This window comes from Polaribacter filamentus (assembly GCF_002943715.1).
GTDB classification, from domain to species: Bacteria; Bacteroidota; Bacteroidia; order Flavobacteriales; family Flavobacteriaceae; genus Polaribacter; species Polaribacter filamentus.
The window spans coordinates 366756-385026 of record NZ_MQUA01000014.1 but is presented as its reverse complement, the minus strand read 5'-3'; the positions used below and the strand labels follow the sequence as shown (position 1 = coordinate 385026).

The window sequence follows — 18271 nt, the reverse complement described above, 5'->3', positions numbered from 1 at the left end:
TTTATTATTTTTTCTTATTAAAATCGAAACTAGCATCTGGTGCTTTCTCAGAACCTGCGTCCGCTGTATAGCGATTCATTTCATCAAAATTAAACAAACCTGCTAAAAATGAATTTGGGAATACTTTAATATGTTTATTATAATTATTCACACCTTCGTTAAAACGATCTCTGGCAACATTTATACGGTTTTCACTGCCTTCATATTGACTTTGTAATTCCAAAAAATTTGCGTTTGCTTTTAAATCAGGATACCGCTCTACAGAAACTAATAATTTAGACATCGCGCCAGTTAAACCACTTTGCGCTTGTTGAAATTGCGCCATGTTTTCTGGTGATAAATTATTTGCATCAATAGTTGTAGACGTTGCTTTCGCTCTTGCTTCAATCACTTCTGTTAACGTGTTTCTCTCAAAGTCTGCAGCTCCTTGTACAATTTTTACCAAGTTGCCAATTAAATCGTTTCTACGTTGATAAGAACTTTCTACGTTAGACCAAGTCGTTTTTGCGTCTTCTTGCAAAACAACTGCTGTGTTATTAAAGCCTTTTCCAAAATTATAAAATCCGAATATTATTACAATTATTATTATTACCGGAATTAACCATTTTTTCATAATTTCTAAATTTTAATTTTATGTTGATTTTTACCTCACAAATTTACGGATTATTATCCACTCTTTAAAGCGATGTTCCTCCATCTAAAGTAATTGTTTGACCTGTAATAAACTTTGTACTATCCGAAGCCAACCAGACTACTGCTTCTGCAATTTCTGATGTTTTCCCGTACCGTTTCATCGGAATGACACTTTTTAAAACAGCATCCATTTCTGGTTTTGCGTTTAGCAATTGATCTAATAAAGCCGATTCTGTATACCCAGGACACACTGCATTTACTCTAATGTTTTTCGTTGCATATTCCATTGCTGCAGACTTCGTCATTCCAACCACTGCAAATTTACTTGCGCTATAACTGATGTTACTTGGTGATGCCTTTAAACCTGCCAAAGAAGCAATATTTACAATATTTCCGTAACCTTGCTTCAAAAATTGCTGCAAAGCTACTTTCATGCAATAAAAAACACCTGTCTGATTTACAGCAATTACCCTGTCCCAATCTTTTAAAAGTGACTCGTGCGTTTTTAATAAATTTGGGCCAATTCCGGCATTATTTACAATTACATCTAAGCTGCCAAACTTTTCAACAGTGGTATTTATTAAATTTTCCACGTCTTCAAACTTGGCAACATTTGCCTTTATAGCGAATGCTTTCCCTTTATTTGTTGCAATTTCATCCACAACTTTTTGAGCACTTTCTAAATTGATATCAGAAACAACCACAGTTGCTCCGTATTTTGCAAAATGAATTGCAGTTGCTTTCCCTATTCCAGAACCTGCGCCTGTAATAATGACTATTTTATTTGTTACTTCCATATTATTTATAAAAAATTAAACGTGAATCTGATAATGCCGATGCTCTTAGTTCTGACGGATATTCCTTCATTTCCATTAACTTGAAAAATTCATTTTTTGTGGCATATTTTACTATTAAAACTTCATCCCACAATTTTTCTTCGGACGAACCAATGATAGTTGCCATTGGTTTTCCTTTAAAAACAATTTCTGCTGTTATCTTTTGAAAAAAAGGAAATGCAGCTTTCATATATTTGTTATATGTTTCTTTCCCTGTTTTTCCTGTGGATGATACTCGTTCCTTATAATTGAGATAATTCATCATAAAAACAGGCGAATTTTCATCAAAAGTTGCTAAAATTGCTAATCCTTCTTTATTAATTTCCATTGTTCTAATTTATATCCTTACAAGGAAGAATGACGAAGTAATCTGTTTGTTTAAATGAACAGATTGCTTCATTGCATTCGCAATGACGCTTTCTAATCTATTGATTTCGTTTTAATCGCTTTCAAAGCCAACTTGCAACATAATTCTGATGCTTTATTCAGGTTCGCAAAACGAGGGTCTGTTGTCCATCCTTTCGCATATCTAAAATAAATTTGCTGGGCAATTACTGCAATTTTGAACAAACCAAAAACATAATAGAAAACTAAATTGTCAGTATTTCTTCCAGATTTTTGGGTATACATTTTTGCGATTTCACTTCTTATTGGATTTCCTTCAAAAATAGTTGGCGACGGAATTCCTTGTTTTACAAAATCGTGATCTGTGGCAACTGTCCAATAGCCTAAAGATGTTCCTAAATCCATTAAAGGATCGCCTAAAGTTGCCATTTCCCAATCTAAAACAGCAGCAACTTCTTGCCAAGAATCATCTTTAAAAACAACATTATCGTATTTAAAATCATTGTGAATTAAACAATGCTCGTATTTTTCTGGCTGATGTGCTTCCATCCAATTCATTACAATTTCTGCCTCTGGATATTCATCAGTTTTTGCTTTCAAATATTGTTTTCCCCAATTAGAAATTTGCCTTTCTACATAGCCTTCAGGTTTACCTAAATCGGCTAAACCAATGGCTTTATAATCTACATTATGCAATGCCACCAAAGTATCTAACCAAGAATTTGCAATGGTTTCATAATCGTCTGAGGTTATTTTTCTTTTGTGTGCTTCCTTATAATTTAAAATGATTCCTTCTACTTTTTCCATGATATAAAAATCACTTCCTAAAATAGTTTCGTCATCACAAAAACCATACATTTTTGGAACCTTAGAAAATACTTTTTGTACCGCACTTTGTACTTTAAATTCGCGATGCATATCATGACCTCTTTTGATAGCTCCTTTTGGTGGTTTTCTTAAAACAAATTCTTTATTTTCTATTTTCAACAAATAGGTTAAGTTGGAAAAACCGTGTGTAAATTGTTCAACAAATAATTCGCTTTCAACAGAATTTATCAGCTTAATTTCTTGTAAATATTTTTTAAGTGCTACTTCCGATAACGCTTCGCCTTCTCTTACTTTTTGATTGCTCATGAGTTCTTACCATATTTTTGGATACAACTTTTACCTAATTGATACATGTGCACTTCATCCGGACCATCTGCCAAACGTAATATTCTTGCAATTGCAAAATAATGTGGCAAATACGTATCTTGACTAACTCCTTTTCCCCCTAAAACTTGAATTGCTCTATCAATTACTTTTTGAGCCATATTTGGCGCCACAATTTTAATCATCGCAATAATATCTTTTGCTTCTTTATTGCCTGCTTTATCCATTTTATCAGCAGCAGAAAGTGTTAACAAACGTGCTTGTTCAATTTCACATTGAGATTTTGCAATTTCCTGACGGATACTACTATACTCGTAAAACTTTTTACCAAAGGTTTCTCTTTCTAAGGTTCTTTGAGACATTATTTCTAGCGCATATTGCGCCATCCCAACCAAACGCATACAATGATGAATGCGTCCAGGACCTAAACGACCTTGTGCAATTTCAAAACCTCTGCCTTCGCCTAAAATTAAATTTGCTTTTGGCACTCTTACATTTTCTAAAATAATTTCTGCGTGTCCTTCTGGTGAATCTACATATCCAAAAACAGAAAGCGCTCTCACAATTTTTAATCCTGGCGTATCCATAGGAACCAAAATCATACTTTGTTGCTGATGTCTATGCAGTGTAGTATCTGTTTTTCCCATCACAATAGCAACTTTACAATGAGGATCCATGCCTCCAGAAGACCACCATTTTCTTCCGTTTATCACATATTCATCACCTTCTAAAACAATTGAAGTTTCAATATTTGTAGCATCCGAAGAAGCAACTTGTGGTTCTGTCATTAAAAAAGCAGAACGAATTTCGCCGTTCATTAAAGGTATTAACCACTGTTTTTTCTGAGCATCATTTCCGTATTTTGCTAATACCTCCATGTTTCCAGTATCCGGCGCAGAACAATTGAAAATTTCTGAAACCCAAATTTTTCTTCCCATTATTTCTGCTAATGGAGCGTATTCTAAGTTAGTTAAACCCGGACTTAAAGTTCCGTAGTCTTTTGGAAGAAAAAGGTTCCATAAACCCGCTTCTTTTGCTTTTTGTTTTAGCAATTCTATCTTAGGAAAACGTGTCCATTGATTATTTGCATCACTTTGAAAAGCAATATATTCAGCTTCGATAGGGACAATATGCTCCTCAATAAAAGCGGATAATTTTTGTTGTAATTCTATTGATTTTGGGGTGTATTCGAAGTTCATTTATTCAATGTTCTTTTATCAATTATCAATTATCGGAAAATGAAAAATTGACAATTTATTATTGTTAAATGTTAATTGACTATCCAGCAATCATATAACCACCATCGGCAGTATAAACTCCACCAGTCATATAGTTTCCTGCATCCGAAGCTAATAAACATGCCAAGCCAACCATTTCTTCTGGCATTCCCATTCTTCCGCTAGGAATGGTTTTTTCTAACTTGTTCAACATTTTTTCATTTTGCCACAAAGCTGCACTAAACTTTGTTTTAATCAATCCTGGGCAAATTGCATTTACTTTTATTCCGTGTTGTCCCCATTCTTTTGCTTGATTTTTAGTCAGCATTAAAATGGCAGCTTTACTGGTGCTGTAAATTCCTAAACCAAAACCCGGAGTTAAAGCTTCCACCGAAGCAATATTTATAATACTGCCGTTTTTGTGTTTTTGAAGATATGGCAAAACCAAGTTTGACAAAGCCCAAGGAGCCTTTACATTGATATCCATTATTTTATCAAAAATTGATGGATCTACATTTTCAATTGGTCCATACGTTGGATTTATTGCAGCATTGTTCACCAAAATATCAATTCGCCCAAAAGCTTCTACTGTTTGAGCAATCAAATCTTTACGTTGCTGTTCATCGCCAATATGACAGGCAATGCCAATCGCTTTTAAACCTTCGTCTGTAAATTCTTTTACAACGGCATCGCAAGCTTCTTGATTTCTACTAGAAATAACAACGTGCGCTCCATTTTCTGCTAAACCTTTTGCAATTGCTTTTCCTATTCCTTTGCTAGAGCCTGTAACAATGGCCACTTTATGTGCTAAGTTAAATTGTGCTGAAATATGTGTCATTATATGATGTATTCTTTTTCGTTTTTAATAGTTAGAACTTCATCAGACATTAAAGACTCTGCTAATGAATTTGTTTTCGGAACTTCATATTTGAAGTAAAATTTCATGGTATGAATTTTACTTTCATAAAAATTTTCTGAGTATTTTCTATCCGCATTCTCGAGTTCTCTCTTTGCATCAACTGCCATTTCTAACCACAACCAACCTAAAACAACAATACTTAAATACTCCATAAATAAATTGGCATCCGCTAAATAACGTTCGTAATTTCCTTTCATCGCAAAAGGCATTAAATGACCCAATATTTTTTCGGAAAGTTTTAATTTCTCACCTAAAATAATGGCATACGGCTTTAAATATTCATCGTTTGATGCTGCAATTATGGTTATTAAAATTTCTGCGTATAACAATTGTAGCCCTTTTCCATTTTCGATGGTTACTTTTCTACCCAATAAATCTTGCGATTGAATTCCAGTTGTACCTTCATATAAAGCAAAAATTCGAATATCTCTGTAATATTGTTGCAAGCTAAAATCTGTACAAAAACCATAACCCCCTAAAACTTGCAATCCGTTATCGACAGCTTCTGCACCCGCTTCTGAAGGATATGTTTTTACAATAGGAATAATAGTTTCTAACAATAAATGATACTTTTCTTTTTCTTCTTCGGATGTTGCTGTAGTTAAAATATCCTGATATTTTGAAGCCAACATCACCAAACTTAAAGAACCTTCAACAATTGCTTTTTGCAATAACAACATCCTTCTAACATCGGGATGCTCTATAATCAAACTTTGTTTTTCTGATGGGTTTTTCTTGCCGTCCGCAGATAACTTTCTTCCTTGTGGTCTTTCATTTGCGTATTGTAAAGACGTTCTATACGCAGCCATTGCAATTGCTGCCGCTCCTCTACCAACTGCAATTCTTGCACCATTCATCATTAAAAACATCTGGTTTAAACCTTTGTGTTCTTCCCCAACAAGCCAACCTCTACAATCATCAGAATCTCCAAAACCTAAATGTGTTGTACAATAACCTCTTTGTCCCATTTTCTGAAAGTCGGCAATTGTCATTACATCATTATACGTTAAAGTTCCGTCTTCTTGTACTCTATTTTTAGGAACTACAAAAAGAGAAATACCCCTTGTTCCTTTTGGTGCTCCTTCAATTCTTGCCAACACTAAATGCACAATATTTTCTGCAAACTGATGATCACCACCAGAAATAAATATTTTTTGACCAGAAATTTTATAAAATCCTTCGTTGGTTGGTGTTGCTTTGGTTACAATATCCGATAACGAACTTCCTGCTTGCGGTTCTGTTAAACACATAGTTCCGCCCCAAACTCCAGATAACATATTAGGCAAAAAAGCTTCTTTCAAAGAATCAGTTCCGAATTCTACAATTAATTCAGCTGCGCCTTGCGTTAAACCTGGGTACCCCGGTAATTGATTATTTGCAGCATCCATAATATAAGATGCGGCTTGTAAAGCAGAAAACGGAATTTGTAAACCTCCGTCTTCATAATCAAAACAGGCTGCAATTATACCCATTTCGCCCGATTTATGCATTACTGTTTTTACTTGTTCGTGAACAATTACGGTTCCGTCTTTATAATATGCCGGAGTTTGATCCATTTCTTTAAAATAAGGATACAAATCTCTATCAGAAAATTCTTTTACTGAGTCTATAAATAGGTCTAAAGATTCTAAATCATGTTCCTTAAATCTTTCTCTTGTTAATAAATCTTCTAATTTATGAATATCATAAAGTACATATTTAAGTGTTTCGAGGTCTATATATTTTTTTGACATTTTCTTTAAATTTTATAGTTGGGTTTAATATAGTTCTATGCTGATATAACAGCTTTCGTATATCCAAATATAAGAAAAATTATTATGCACGCATAGTAAATTATAAAAATTTTGAAGACCCACTGCGTTAAATTTCACATATAAGCGCTATGAAGTGCTATGCTGAAGAGTTTGTAAATCAAAAAAACTATAAAATTGAAGCTTTATAGTTGATCCTTAATTTTTTGAAGTTCCGCTTTTACAGCTTCTAGTCTACTAATAATTTCGTGTTTATTAAACATTCCTTCCGGATTATTCTTGAGTTTTTGCTTTGCACCTTCTAAAGTAAAACCCCTTTCCTTCACTAAATTAAAGATTAATTTAAAATTAATGATATCCTCTTGGGTAAATAGCCTATTTCCTTTTGCATTTTTTTTGGGCTTTATAATTGCAAATTCCTTTTCCCAAAAACGAATTAATGAAGTGTTTACTTGAAAAGCTGTGGCTACTTCTCCTATTTTATAATATCTTTTTTCGGGTAATTCTACGTACATAAATAATAAGGATTAATCAAAAGATTGACTTTCTTCGGAGGCTTTTTGTAGTGCTGCAAATTCATCTAAAGATAAATTTCCATAATAAAAGTTAATCGGGTTTAAAGATATACCATTTTTCTGAACCTCATAATGTAAATGTGCTGCAACAGATAAACCTGTATTACCCACATACCCTATTAAATCTCCTCTTTTTACTTCTTGTCCTCGCCTGGCTTTAATTTTACTCATATGAGCATAAATAGTTTTATATCCATATCCATGACTTATATATACAACATTACCGTACGTACTGCTTCTTTCTGCGATAATAACCCTACCATTTCCGGATGCATAAATTGGAGTTCCAATTCTGGCAGTAAAATCCATTCCTTTATGAAACTTATTAATTTTAAGAATAGGATGCATTCTCATTTTATAGCCAGATGCAACCGATGTTAAATCTTCAATTTTAATAGGAAGAATAGCAGGTATAGAAGACAACATATTTTCTTTTTGTTTTGCTAAAGCAACGATTTCATCCAAAGATTTAGATTGTACAACCATTTGCTTAGATAAAATATCCACTTCTTTTGTAATGCTTTTAATTAATTTAGAATTGTCGTATCCTTCTAAAACTTTATACCTGTTTACACCTCCAAAACCTGCTTTGCGTTGTTCTTCTGTAATAGGGTTTGCCTCAAAATAACTTCTGTAAATGTTATTATCTCGTTCTTGTAGTTGCGATAAAATTGCAGAACTTTCTTCTAGTCTTTTATTTAGTAACTCAAAATTAAATTCTAAATTTTCTAACTCTCTTTTTTGAGCAATCGCAGTAGGCGACATTATAATTTGACTAAAGCCTATAAAACCAATAAAAGCAATAAAAAAGATGGCTAAAAAAATTAAAAATATTCTTCGATAGTAATTACTCTTATTTACAGTAATTTTTCTGTAAGAAAGAGCACTCTCATCATAATAATATTTTACTTTTGCCATATTGCGAAATATACTATTTTTGTTCTTTTAAACTGGTTTTTACTTTTATAACAACTCACAAATTTACAAAATGTTTTACAACTGCTTTTTATAAGTAGTTTTTTAAAAATAAATTAACATAATCCAACTTGTTGGAAACTTCTTTTTTATGAAATCTCAAGAAATTCGTGCTACTTTTTTACAATATTTTAAAGAAAAATCACATTTAATTGTGCCCTCATCGTCCATGGTTACAAAGGATGATCCTACTTTATTATTCGTGAATTCTGGAATGGCGCCTTTTAAAGAATATTTTTTAGGAAACGGAACTCCGAAAAATAATAGAATTGCAGATTCTCAAAAATGTTTGCGTGTTTCTGGTAAACACAATGATTTAGAAGAAGTAGGTTATGATACATATCATCACACCTTATTTGAGATGCTGGGAAACTGGTCGTTTGGCGATTATTTTAAAAAGGAAGCAATTGCCTGGGCATGGGAATTGTTAGTTGATGTGTTTAAAATTGACAAAGACATTTTATATGTAACAGTTTTTGAAGGATCTGATGATGCCGATAATCTAAAAATGGATACAGAAGCTTTTGATTTATGGAAACAATTTATTTCTGAAGATCGTATTTTAAAAGGAAATAAAAAGGATAATTTTTGGGAAATGGGCGAACAAGGACCCTGCGGACCCTGTTCTGAAATTCATGTTGATATTCGTTCTGCAGAAGAAAAAGCAAAGGTTGATGGAAGAACTTTGATAAACCAAGATCATCCTCATGTGGTAGAAATTTGGAACTTGGTTTTTATGCAATTCAATAGAAAAGCAAATGGATCTCTAGAAAATTTACCCAACAAACATATCGATACCGGAATGGGTTTTGAACGTTTGTGTATGGTTTTACAAGGTGTTCAATCTAACTATGATACGGATGTTTTTACACCAATTATTAAAGAAATTGAAACAATCACCAACACAAAATATGGCTCAAATAAAGAACAAGATATTGCAACTCGTGTAATTTCTGATCACGTAAGAGCTGTCGCTTTTTCTATTGCGGATGGTCAATTACCAAGTAATACGGGTGCAGGTTACGTTATCCGTAGAATTTTAAGAAGAGCTGTTAGATATGGTTTTACCTTTTTAGATAAAAAAGAGCCTTTTATTTACCGATTAGTAGCTGTTTTAAGCAATAAAATGGGAGAAGCCTTCCCCGAACTAAAAGCACAAAAACATTTAATAGAAAACGTAATTAAAGAAGAAGAAACTTCGTTTTTAAGAACTTTAGATCAAGGTTTAGTATTGTTAGATGGCATTATTTCATCCGCAGAAACTAAAGAAATTTCTGGCGATAAAGTTTTTGAATTGTATGATACTTTTGGGTTTCCGATAGATTTAACTGCTTTAATTTTATCAGAAAAAGGATATACTTTAGACGAAAAAGGTTTTGAGGTTGAGCTTCAAAAGCAAAAGAAAAGATCGCGTGCAGCTAGTGAAATGACTACCGAAGATTGGACGACTTTAAGTGATGATGCTCTTGAAGAATTTGTAGGTTATGACACGCTAGAAACAGCTGTAAAATTAACAAGATACAGAAAAGTTACTTCTAAAAAAGATGGCGAAATGTATCAGCTTGTATTTAATTTAACGCCTTTTTATCCAGAAGGGGGTGGTCAAGTTGGTGATAAAGGATATTTAGAAACACCTCAAGGTGATGTTGTTTATATTTTAGACACCAAAAAAGAAAACAATGTAATTATCCATTTTACAAAGAATCTACCAAAAAATTTAAACGAAAGTTTTAAAGCGGTTGTTGATTTAAAACAACGCCATAAAACGGAATGTAATCATACGGCTACTCATTTATTGCATCAAGCATTAAGAGCCATTTTAGGAACGCATGTAGAGCAAAAAGGTTCTGCTGTTCACTCTAAATATTTGCGTTTCGATTTTTCTCATTTTTCTAAATTATCTGTGGATGAATTACGTGAAGTAGAAAATTTTGTAAATAGAAGAATTGAGGGTAAACTGCCTTTAATTGAAAAACGAAACATACCAATGCAGCAAGCAATTGATGATGGCGCAATGGCTTTATTTGGCGAAAAATATGGCGATACCGTGAGAGCTATTAAATTTGGAAAATCGATAGAACTTTGTGGAGGAACGCACGTAAAAAATACAAGTGATATTTGGCATTTTAAAATAAAATCTGAAGGCGCAGTTGCTGCAGGAATTAGAAGAATTGAAGCGATTACGAATGATGCTGTAAAAGATTTTTATTTTGAAAATAATAGGAGTTTATTTGAAGTTAAAGATCTTTTAAATAATGCTAAAAATCCAGTAAAAGCTGTACATACTTTATTAGAGGAAAATACCCAACTTAAAAAACAAGTTGAGCAATTATTAAAAGATAAAGCACAAAATTTAATTGGTGATTTAAAAAATGAATTGCAAGAAATTAATGGCGTTCAATTTTTAGCAACCAAAGTTGATTTAGATCAAAACGGAATTAAAAACCTAGCTTTTGCAATTGGGAAAGAGCACACCAACTTGTTTTTGCTTTTTGCATCATCAGAGAATAAAGAAAAAGCAATGTTAACCTGTTATATTTCTAAAGAATTAGCAACTGAACGTGGTTACGATGCCGGAAAAGTAGTTAGAGAATTAGGGAAATTAATTCACGGTGGCGGTGGTGGACAGAATTTCTATGCAACTGCAGGCGGTAAAAATCCTGGCGGAATTCCGAAAGCTTTAGAAAGAGCGCAAGATTATTTGGTGTAGATTTTAAACTTTTTTTTAACTTCTAAAGTGTTATTGTAAAAATAATTATTCTGTAGTATTTCGAATAAAAAGATTAAATTTGAAATACTATAAAAATTTGTTTTCATCAACATTAACTATACTATGCCTAATTTAGATACTTTTTCTGGAAATTGGACTGAGAAAGAAGCAAGACATTTACTAAAAAGATCTTCTTTTGGTGTTACACAAAACTTAGTAACAACATCCGTTTCATTAGGATTATCTGGCACTATAGAAAAACTTTTTGAGGAAAATCCGTTACCAGAACCTCCCTTAAAATATCTATTAGATGGTGTTGGAAATGATGAAATAAATGATCCTGGGGCAAATTATGGAGAAACTTGGGTGACTTCGCCACCTTATCCAGAGGTTGCTACAACTCAAGAACGAACTAGAATCTATAATTCTAGAAATCGTTCTATGTATGCTTGGTCTTTTTTACAAATGCAAAATGCAGAAATTTCTATCAGAGAAAAACTTACGTTATTTTGGCACAATCATTTTGTATCAGAAAATTCAAATCCTCATAGAGAGTATTACTATACAGATGTTTTACGAAGAAATTCTTTAAAAAACTTTAAAGAATTGGTAAAGCAAATTACGGTAGACCCTAATATGCTAATTTATTTGAGTGGTTCTCAAAACACAGAAAGTGCACCAAATGAAAATTATGCAAGAGAATTGCTTGAACTTTTTACTATTGGAAAAGGACAGGCTTTTGGAAATGGCGATTATACAAATTATACAGAAGATGATGTAATAGCAATTGCACAAGTTTTAACTGGATGGAGAGTGAGAGGTGTACAACAAACTGAGGCACTTACTTCTTGGTTTTCAAACTTTAATCATGCTAAAGGCAATAAAAATTTATCGCATAGATTTAATAATGCTGTTATTTCTGAAAATGGCGCAAATGAATACAAAGATTTAATTGACATCATTTTTAAACAAGATGAGTGCTCACGATTCATTAGCAGGCAATTTTATATATGGTTTATAAATTCTGAATTATCAGCAGAAATTGAAACGAATATTATAGAACCTTTGGCAAAAATTATAAGAGATAACAATTATGATATTGTTCCTGCATTGAAAGTATTATTATCCTCAGAACATTTCTTTGAGAACACATTTTGCATGGTAAAAAGTCCAATTGATTTAATGCTATCAGCCACAAAATCTTTATTATTTTCGGCTCCAAAAACTTCGGTTAATGACGAATATAATTTCGCATATGTATTATATTTAGCTGCTACAGATTTAAATCAATCTTACTTACATCATCCTGATGTTGCAGGTTGGAAAGCATATTACCAAGAACCGCTATTTTATAAAAGTTGGATTAATAGTTATTTATTACCAAAAAGATTGGATTATTGTAGAATTATTGTTTCTGGTGGCGATTTAATAATTGATGAAAAAAAATATACAGTCCCTCCTTTAGTTCCAGTATTACTTATTGCTTCTAGAATAACTAATGCTCAAGATCCTACTATTCTAATCACAGAATTATCGAATCAATTATTTAATTATCCTATTACAGAAAGTCAAATAACAACCTTAAAAGATATTTTAATTCCTGGATTACCCGATTTTGAGTGGACTGTAGAATATTCAAATTATATAAACAACCCATCTGACAATGCAATGCGAATTTCTGTAGATAACAAACTACGAAACCTTATTGCTGTAATGGTACAAATGTCTGAATTTCAAATTATGTAATTATGAAGAAGACAAACAAATTAAATAGAAGAGATTTTATAAGACTAAGCACCTTTGCTTCTGCTGCTTTACCTATTACATTAGGTGGTTTTCGTTTATTTGCAAATGATAAACCAAAAGAATATCAATTTTCAGAAGACAATGAAAACATTTTAGTTTTAGTTCAATTACAAGGTGGTAATGACGGATTAAATACTGTTTTTAATTTAAATCAATACGATAATTTACAAAGCGTACGTTCAAATATTATTATTCCTGAAGCTAATTTATTATCTCTTGATGGTGAAACGTGTTTTCATCCTTCTTTTTCAGGAATGAAAGGAATTTGGAATCAAGAAAAATTGGCTGTTATTCAGAATGTTGGATATCCAGACCAAAATAGATCGCATTTTAGATCTACAGATATTTGGAATTCTGCTTCACCTGCAAATGAATACATTTCCTCTGGTTGGCTTGGACGTTTTTTTGATGAAAATCATGGTGAATATCCTGAGAATTATCCAAACACAAACAATCCGCATCCATTTGCAATTACCATAGGGAAAGTTGTATCAGAAACTTGCCAAGGCACAAGCACTAATTTTTCTATGGCAATATCAGATCCAAGCAATCCTGGAACTGCTTTGGTATCTAATACAGGAGAAATCCCTGCAAATTGTTACGGAGAAACGTTAGACTTTGTAAACAAAACCATTGCTCAAACAAATGCGTATGCTGATATTATTACTAATGCTGATAACGCTGGCAACAATTTATCTGACAAATATGAAAATAGCAACAATAATAAATTAGCAGGAAAACTGAAAAATGTAGCCAAATTAATTTCTGGCGGACTAAAAACAAAAGTTTACATTGTTCAGTTAGGTGGTTTTGACAATCATGATAATCAAATAATTGAAGGAAATCTTACTGAAGGAAAACACAGTGATTTACTCAAAGAATTATCTAATGCAATTGCGGCATTTCAAGAAGATTTAGAATTGCTAAATATCGATAAAAAAGTGATTGGAATGACTTATTCTGAATTTGGTAGGAGAATTCGTTCTAATGGTGCTTTGGGCACAGACCATGGCTCAGCAGCTCCTTTATTCTTGTTTGGTACTTGCGCAAAAAATCAAGTTTTAGGAGATGCTCCAGAAATTGACACACAAGTTGACGATCAAGAAGGAGTGCAAATGCAATATGATTTTAGAAATGTTTACAGTACTATTTTAACAGATTGGCTAGGTGCAACAAAACAAGAATCTACCAATGTATTATTTGATGAATTTGTTGCTTTACCTCTTTTTAAAGAAGGTTGCGCTGCTGCACTATCTACCAACGATTTTCTTTTACAAGAATTAGAAATTGAAGTGTATCCAAATCCAACAATAAATACTGTGAATATTCGATTTTTTGGAAATAACGAAAACATAAAAATTACCTTATACAATAGCATTGGAGCAGTTGTAAAACAAGTTACAAATCAAAAATATAATGCTATACAGCAAGTTTTAAAAGTGAATATTGATAGCTTGCCTAAAGGAAATTACTTTGTGCATTACCAGACTAAGGGAATATCTAAAACCAAAAAGTTGTTGAAGTACTAATTTATGAATCTTCAAACAAAAATTTCATTAAAAAAGCAAAAACTTAATCCAATATTTAATAACTCAAATATTTTATTAAAAAACTCGCTCTTTCATAATCGAGCTTTATTCTACAAAATTTCAAACACATTCATTTTAAATATTTTGTGTCTTCTCGTATACTTTTTGATGTACTGATGTTTATTCAAGGGATCAACCTGTAAAGATTTTATTGACTTTTGGTAAAAATAGTTTGGTGCTAAACTTATAAAAATGGCTATTGATTGATTTAAATCTTAATAAAAATCAATAATATTTATAGACTATTAAATACATATGACTCCCGCTTTAGAATAATTAAAATCAAGAAGCTTAATTGGATTAAAAAGATTAAATTTAGCTTGTGATTTAAAACAGTTCCCAATCGAAATATTATCTCTTTCAGATACTTTAGCAATTTTAGATTTATCAGACAATCAATTAACTGAATTACCTGAGCGTATTTATGAGCTAAAAGAACTTAAAAAGTATATTTTTCGATCGAAATAAGTGTACAAAATTCACTATAATACTAAAGAAATTACCGGTTCTAAATATGATTAGTTTTAAATCCAATCAAATTCATACAGTGCCAGAAAATGTATTTCCATCAATGTTAAAATGGCTGATTTTAACGAATAATAAAATAGAAAAAACACCTAAAAGCATTGGTGATTGTTTATTCCTTCAAAAAGGTACAATCGCAGGCAACCAAATTAAAGAATTACCATCAGAAATGAGTAATTGCGTAAATTTAGAGCTCTTACGAATTTCTGCGAACAAACTCCAATCGATTCCTAATTGGTTATTTGAATTACCAAAATTATCTTGGATTGCTTTTGGAGGAAATCCTGTTTCTCATCAAACAGAAACAAACACTAATTTTGATTCCTTTGATTGGAATGATTTCGGTCTGAAAGAAATTTTAGGTGAAAATGGTTCTGGTCTGATTTCGAAAACAAGCCGGAAATCAAAAAAAGAAAAGGCTGCAATTAAGATTTTTAAAGGAAGCATGACTTGTGATGGATTGCCAGAAGATAAAATGAAAATATCAATTTCAACTGGTTTTCAAGAAAATTTAATCCAAATATTAGGAAAAATTAAAAATCACCCTAAAAAGAAAGATGGCTTAATTATGAAACTAACATCTCCTACTTTTACTAATTTAGGGAATCCGCCAAGTTTAGAAACTTGTACCAGAGATGTTTTTGATGAAAAAGTAGTTTTTAATCAAAGAGAAATCTTAAAAATCGCTAAAAGTATCGCTTCAGTTTGTGCCCAATTATATAGTAAGGGAATTAATCACGGAGATCTTTATGCTCATAATATATTAATAAACAAAACACCAGATTGTCTTTTTGGCGATTTTGGTGCAACGCCTTTCTACGATATCAATTCAAATATTTCTCATAACATTGAACGTGTCGAATCGAGGGCTTTTGGATGTTTATTAGAAGATTTATTAAGTCTTGTTATTGTAAACGAAATGAATAATCAGTTTCTAAATAAATGGCAAAAATTAATTACTGATTGCACAACTAAAGATGTTAAATCTCGTCTTAGTTTTAACGAGATTCTTGAAGAATTGAATGCATTTTAGTAAAATTGTAAATTAGCATTAATACTTATTTTATGAAACTTCATACTCAAATCCCGTTAAAAAAGGAAACTAGAAACCAAATAGCGTATCAATCTAAAATTTTATTGCTAGGTTCTTGTTTTTCGGAAAACATTGGCGATAAATTGAGTTACTTTAAATTTCAGTCTACTCAAAACCCATTTGGGATTCTTTTTCATCCAAAGGCTATAGAAAATTTTATTACAAATGCTATTAATGAGAAAGAGTATTTGGATGATGATCTTATTTTTCAAAATGAAACTTGGCATTCTTTTGATGCACATTCTAGTTTAAGTTCGGTAAATAAAAATGAACTTTTAAACAAATTAAACGCATCGATTTCCAATACAAATAGAGCACTAAAAGATGCATCACACATTATAATTACGCTAGGCACTTGTTGGGTTTATAGATTTATAGAAACGGATGCTATTGTTGCCAATTGTCATAAAATTCCACAGAAAAAATTCTTAAAAGAACTCTTAACTGTTGCTGAAATTACAGAAAGTTTAGCCGCTATACTTGTGCTTTTAAAATCTGTAAATAAAGATATTTCTGTACTATTTACAGTTTCACCCGTTAGACATTTAAAAGACGGATTTATAGAAAACACGCAAAGCAAAGCGCATTTAATTGCTGCAATTCATCAGGTGCTAGAGCACCAAAATGTGTCTTATTTTCCGTCTTATGAAATTATGATGGATGAATTACGCGATTATCGTTTTTACGCAGAAGACATGATTCACCCAAATAAAACGGCCATCAATTATATTTGGGAACGATTTACTGAAACTTGGTTTTTAGACGAAACGCTATCAACCATGAAAGAAATTGATGCAATCCAAAAAGGGATTCTACACAGACCTTTTCAAGAAAATACTGCGCAACATCAACAATTTCTTAAAAATTTAGAAGCTAAAAAAGAGAAAATTCAGCAACAATTACCTTTTGTAAACTTTTAAAATACGGCATTTTACTTATTTCTATTCTTAAAATGATTTTGTTATTCTAGACCAGAAGAAGTTAAAACGAGCAAAAAGAGCAACAGAGAGACTACTAGAACTATGTAAAGGTTTAAATTACAATAGTATTTCTGAAAATCTAATTATATCTGCTGCTACCTTTAGAAAACATATTTACTAAAAATTAAAAATTCAGCGTAAAATAGAAGGTGTATTGAAAGCAAAAAAAAAACAATGTTATTTAAAGATTTTCGAAGCATAAAATTTTTCATCTTTTTAAAGAGCAAAATTCCAACCTAAAATAAAATTTAATGAATTTGACTTTGTATATTGACTTTTAGGATCACTATCAACATTTGTTAAACCAATATTATTTCTTAATTCTAACATCAGTTTATTAGAGCCATTTAAAGAAACTATTTTTCCGATTCCTACTAGAAAACCCAAAATCAAAATCTGTAAAATACTCAGATAAATCTTGACTTAAGTCTCCATCATTAATTTTTTCTTTTGCGGTTAAAAAACATCCTAAAAAAGGACCTCCTTTCACATAAAAAAAATTTATTTTACCAATTTCGTATCTTAACATAACTGGCAATGTTATAAATTCATACATATCAAAATTCCTGAAATCTCCACCAAATGAAACTGAATTAATGAAGATCTCAGCTACATAAACACTTACCTTTTTACGCTCATAATTGACTTCAACATCTAAATATAACTTTTTTCCTAAATAAAAATTTGAAGATACTCCAAAAAGATACCCTATTTCAGAGTCATGGTCTGTGATTCTATCATCTTCAAACCTTAGAGATGAATACTTAACTCCTCCTTGAATACTGAAAGTTAATTTATCTTATGCATAGATGGCAGCAGCAGCAACACTTAATATTAAGGTTAAAAATAATTTATTAAATTTCAAAGACTTATTTTTTTATATGCTGATCCACATTTTGCCAAGGACCACCATTAATAACATCTACTCCATTTTGTTTTAAAAACTGTGCTGCTTGGCCACTTCTACCACCACTTCTACAAACAGCAATTATAGGTTTTTCCCAAGATTTTATTTCATCAATTTTTAAAGGAACTAAATTCAAAACAATATGTTTTGCGCTTGTTATATGACCTTCATTCCATTCATCCAGAGTTCTTACATCTAAAATTACGGCGTCTTTTTCTAAATATTCTTTAATACCTGCACTCATATCTTTTCTTTTAA

The 18271-nt window shown here is 31.6% G+C and carries 17 protein-coding genes; 5 read left to right on the top strand and 12 right to left on the bottom strand.

The genetic code is table 11. The features are described 5' to 3' along the window. Positions 1 to 4 precede the first annotated feature (4 nt). The 9 genes from BST83_RS18400 to BST83_RS18360 all read right to left on the bottom strand — a co-directional run bounded on the left by BST83_RS18400 (position 5) and on the right by BST83_RS18360 (position 8346). On the bottom strand, positions 5 to 613 hold the full coding sequence (locus BST83_RS18400) for a LemA family protein (protein WP_104808316.1): 609 nt from the start codon (positions 611 to 613) through the stop codon (positions 5 to 7). Positions 614 to 677: 64 nt separating this feature from the next. Further along, complete coding sequence (locus tag BST83_RS18395; protein ID WP_104811192.1) at positions 678 to 1430, bottom strand: SDR family NAD(P)-dependent oxidoreductase; 753 nt, start codon at positions 1428 to 1430, stop codon at positions 678 to 680. Between the two features lies 1 nt (position 1431). Then, a complete protein-coding gene (locus BST83_RS18390; RefSeq protein WP_104811191.1) occupies positions 1432 to 1797 on the bottom strand; it encodes a hypothetical protein in 366 nt (121 codons plus the stop codon). 92 nt (positions 1798 to 1889) lie between these two features. Beyond that, positions 1890 to 2948 carry a phosphotransferase family protein gene (locus BST83_RS18385; protein WP_104811190.1) on the bottom strand — a complete coding sequence of 353 codons (1059 nt, stop codon included), beginning with the start codon at positions 2946 to 2948 and terminating at the stop codon, positions 1890 to 1892. Further along, the gene (locus BST83_RS18380; RefSeq protein WP_104811189.1) at positions 2945 to 4165 is read right to left on the bottom strand and encodes an acyl-CoA dehydrogenase family protein; all 1221 of its coding nucleotides are present in this window, start codon (positions 4163 to 4165) and stop codon (positions 2945 to 2947) included. The genes BST83_RS18385 and BST83_RS18380 overlap by 4 nt, the downstream gene beginning before the upstream one ends. Before the next feature lie 79 nt (positions 4166 to 4244). Further along, positions 4245 to 5021 carry an SDR family NAD(P)-dependent oxidoreductase gene (locus BST83_RS18375; RefSeq protein WP_104811188.1) on the bottom strand — a complete coding sequence of 259 codons (777 nt, stop codon included), beginning with the start codon at positions 5019 to 5021 and terminating at the stop codon, positions 4245 to 4247. Further along, entirely contained in the window at positions 5021 to 6835 is a 1815-nt protein-coding gene (locus BST83_RS18370; protein WP_104811187.1) for an acyl-CoA dehydrogenase family protein, read from the bottom strand. Before BST83_RS18370 ends, BST83_RS18375 begins: the two co-directional genes overlap by 1 nt. Positions 6836 to 7038: 203 nt before the next feature. After that, on the bottom strand, positions 7039 to 7368 hold the full coding sequence (locus tag BST83_RS18365; RefSeq protein ID WP_104811186.1) for a MerR family transcriptional regulator: 330 nt from the start codon (positions 7366 to 7368) through the stop codon (positions 7039 to 7041). Between the two features lie 12 nt (positions 7369 to 7380). Further along, positions 7381 to 8346: a M23 family metallopeptidase gene (locus BST83_RS18360; protein WP_104811185.1), complete on the bottom strand. Its 966-nt coding sequence runs from the start codon at positions 8344 to 8346 to the stop codon at positions 7381 to 7383. A gap of 148 nt (positions 8347 to 8494) precedes the next feature. Between BST83_RS18360 and alaS the strand changes: the two genes are divergently transcribed. The 5 genes from alaS (at position 8495) to BST83_RS18335 (ending at position 17046) form a co-directional block, all read left to right on the top strand. Then, on the top strand, positions 8495 to 11113 hold the full coding sequence (alaS, locus tag BST83_RS18355) for an alanine--tRNA ligase (RefSeq protein WP_104811184.1): 2619 nt from the start codon (positions 8495 to 8497) through the stop codon (positions 11111 to 11113). A gap of 123 nt (positions 11114 to 11236) precedes the next feature. Then, positions 11237 to 12859, top strand: a complete 1623-nt coding sequence (locus BST83_RS18350) for a DUF1800 domain-containing protein (protein ID WP_104811183.1) — start codon at positions 11237 to 11239, stop codon at positions 12857 to 12859. A gap of 2 nt (positions 12860 to 12861) precedes the next feature. After that, on the top strand, positions 12862 to 14448 hold the full coding sequence (locus BST83_RS18345; RefSeq protein WP_104811182.1) for a DUF1501 domain-containing protein: 1587 nt from the start codon (positions 12862 to 12864) through the stop codon (positions 14446 to 14448). 574 nt (positions 14449 to 15022) lie between these two features. Continuing rightward, the gene (locus BST83_RS18340) at positions 15023 to 16066 is read left to right on the top strand and encodes a leucine-rich repeat-containing protein kinase family protein (RefSeq protein ID WP_240614870.1); all 1044 of its coding nucleotides are present in this window, start codon (positions 15023 to 15025) and stop codon (positions 16064 to 16066) included. Positions 16067 to 16098: 32 nt separating this feature from the next. Then, on the top strand, positions 16099 to 17046 hold the full coding sequence (locus BST83_RS18335; protein WP_104811181.1) for a GSCFA domain-containing protein: 948 nt from the start codon (positions 16099 to 16101) through the stop codon (positions 17044 to 17046). A 276-nt stretch (positions 17047 to 17322) separates the two neighbouring features. Here BST83_RS18335 and BST83_RS20000 read toward each other — a convergent pair whose 3' ends face one another. The 3 genes from BST83_RS20000 to BST83_RS18325 all read right to left on the bottom strand — a co-directional run bounded on the left by BST83_RS20000 (position 17323) and on the right by BST83_RS18325 (position 18257). Beyond that, entirely contained in the window at positions 17323 to 17493 is a 171-nt protein-coding gene (locus BST83_RS20000; protein WP_170062822.1) for a hypothetical protein, read from the bottom strand. Beyond that, entirely contained in the window at positions 17444 to 17839 is a 396-nt protein-coding gene (locus BST83_RS21620; protein WP_367889214.1) for an outer membrane beta-barrel protein, read from the bottom strand. Before BST83_RS21620 ends, BST83_RS20000 begins: the two co-directional genes overlap by 50 nt. Positions 17840 to 17975: 136 nt before the next feature. Next, positions 17976 to 18257 carry a rhodanese-like domain-containing protein gene (locus BST83_RS18325; protein ID WP_104811363.1) on the bottom strand — a complete coding sequence of 94 codons (282 nt, stop codon included), beginning with the start codon at positions 18255 to 18257 and terminating at the stop codon, positions 17976 to 17978. Positions 18258 to 18271 lie beyond the last annotated feature (14 nt).